The sequence below is a fragment of the Pseudomonas sp. 313 genome, from assembly GCF_000316965.1.
In the GTDB taxonomy this organism is placed as follows: Bacteria; Pseudomonadota; Gammaproteobacteria; order Pseudomonadales; family Pseudomonadaceae; genus Chryseomonas; species Chryseomonas benzopyrenica.
In genome coordinates, this window is sequence record NZ_ANBZ01000035.1 from 1 (window position 1) to 2347 (window position 2347).

Here is a 2347-nt window from a genome sequence, read left to right on the forward strand (position 1 = left end):
TCGTGAACAGGTTCTTACCAGCGATAGGCGACGGTGCCTATGACGCTACGTTCGTCGCCCCAGTAACAACGACCGGCATCGTTGCAACCCGAGACGTACTCCTTGTCGAACAGGTTCTTGGCGTTGACGTCCAGTGACCAGTGGCGGTCGAAGTCATAGCCGATACCAGCGTCCACCAGGGTGACGTCGCCGGTATCCAGCTTGCCGTAGGTGGTGGTGTAGGAGTACACGCTGTCGATGTAGCGCACGCCGCCGGACAGGCGCAGACCGCGCAGCTCGCCATCCTTGAATCTGTAGGTCAGCCAGCTGGAGGCGAAGTTGCGTGGCACCCCGGTCATCTGCCGATCCTCGAAACGTGAGCCAGGCGCGTCCTTGGTGATCCGGGCATCGGTATAGGTGTAGGCCGTCACCCAGTTCAGGTTGTCGGTGAGGTTACTGTTGATCTCCAACTCGAAGCCCTTGGAGCGACTCTCACCGACCTGGCGTGGCAGGTTGTTCTCGGTGATGACGTCGTTGTCCTTGCGCAGGTCGAATGCCGAGGCCGTAACGCTGGTGTTCCAGCCCTTGGGTTCGTACTTCATCCCTACTTCGTACTGTTCGCTGGTGATGGGGCTGAACGCCGGACCATTGACCGGCGGCTGCTGCACCGGTACGAAGCCGCGGGCATAGCTGACATAGGGCGACAGCCCATTATCGAACTGGTACATCAGCCCGGTCTGCCAGGTGAACTTGTGGTTCCAGTCGCTATCGTCCTGCGCCGCGGCGGCGAAGGTGCGGCGGTTGCGGTATTCGCTCTGGGCCCAGTCCATGCGTCCGCCCAGCAGGAAAATCCAGTTGTCGTACTTGGTCTGCAGCTGGCTGTAGGTGCCGTAGAGATTTTGGGTCAGCAGACTGTCGGCAACGGAGAGCGGCGTCGTGGGGTCACCGGCGTAAACGGGGTTGAAGACGTTGACGAGAATCGGTGCCCTGGGGTCGTTGGCGTTCCAGTCCTGGCTGTAGGATGTCCGGTCGTAGCCCGCGCCAAACAACAGGGTGTGCTGGAAGTTGCCAGTATCGAACTTGCCTTCGAGCTGGTTATCCAGCGAGTAGACCATCGACTTGTTCTGGCGATCGTACGCCGATACCGCCACGGTGGTCCCGAACCCACCTTGATTCAGGGCTCCCGGCCAGATCTCATGCCGGTCGATCCGCGACTGCAGGTAGCGGGAATTCTGGCGGAAGGTCCAGACGTCGTTGAACTGGTGGGAGAATTCGTAGCCCAGACTCCAGGTCTCGCGCTCGAACTTGTCCCAGTCTGGGTTGCCGAGCATGGCGTTACGGCTGAGCTTGCCGTTGGGGTTGTTGAACAGGGTTCCGGCGGCCGGATAGCCCAGCTCGATGGCGGTACGGTCACGCTGGTAGCTGGACAGCAGCGTCAGGGCGGTGCTGTCGCTCAGGTTGAAGGTGATCGACGGCGCGATGTAGAAGCGGTCATCGGGCACATGGTCCACCTGGGTGTCGGATTTGCGGCCAAGCATCACCACCCGCCCGAGCACACTGCCGTCATCGGTGAGGGGGCCGGAGACGTCCAGTCCGAGCTGGCGCCGATTGTTACTGCCATAGCTTGCCTGAACTTCACCACGTGAATCAGCCGTGGGACGCTTGCTGACCAGGTTGACCAAGCCGCCAGGGGCGTTCTCGCCGTAGAGGATGGAGCTTGGCCCGCGGAATACCTCAACCCGCTCCAAGCCATAAGGCTCCGAGGTGGTGTCGTAGCGATTGCCCTGAACTCTCAGGCCGTCGCGATAGAGGCCATAGCCATAGTCGGTCGCATTGAAGCCGCGGATGAAGAAGTAGTCGCCGGCCAAGCCGTCGCCCACGGCGAACGGTGGCGAAAAGATGCCCGGGGTGTAGCCGAGGATGTCGGTCAGGGTCTGTGCTTGCTGATCCTTGATGCGTTGCTGGGTAACCACCGAGACCGAACGCGGGGTCTCCGCGAGCGGAGTACTTGTCTTGCTGGCTGCCGCGCTGTTATTGGCCTTGTAGCCCACGTCCGGACCGACTGGCGAGGGCTCGGCCTCGGCGGTAATGGTCGTCGGCGCGATGGCGGCGGGCGCTTCCTTCGCCTGGGCCGTCGCCTGGGTCTGCCAGGCGACGGCCGCCGCCAGCAGGGTGATCTGGAATCCGTGAGCTACGACTTTGTGCATGGCTAGCAGCTGTCCTTGAAATGATCCTTAAAACCGCGCACCAGGCGCGTTCCCCTAAACCGTTCAATACTCTATTACATGGCAATAAGATATCAAATCAGAATCGTTACTATTTAGAAGTCAATCACTGCCTGGTGGCCGTCCCTGGCATACGGGCAGAA

General features: G+C 60.9%; 1 protein-coding gene. It reads right to left on the bottom strand.

What is annotated here, in order from left to right; all coding sequences use genetic code 11:
• Positions 1 to 14 precede the first annotated feature (14 nt).
• Entirely contained in the window at positions 15 to 2186 is a 2172-nt protein-coding gene (locus C722_RS0107350; protein ID WP_017639883.1) for a TonB-dependent siderophore receptor, read from the bottom strand.
• Positions 2187 to 2347 lie beyond the last annotated feature (161 nt).

Coding starts and splice junctions, on each gene's coding strand:
- C722_RS0107350 (WP_017639883.1), bottom strand. CDS start 2,186: ATGCACAAAGTCGTAGCTCACGGATTCCAGATCACCCTGCTGGCGGCG.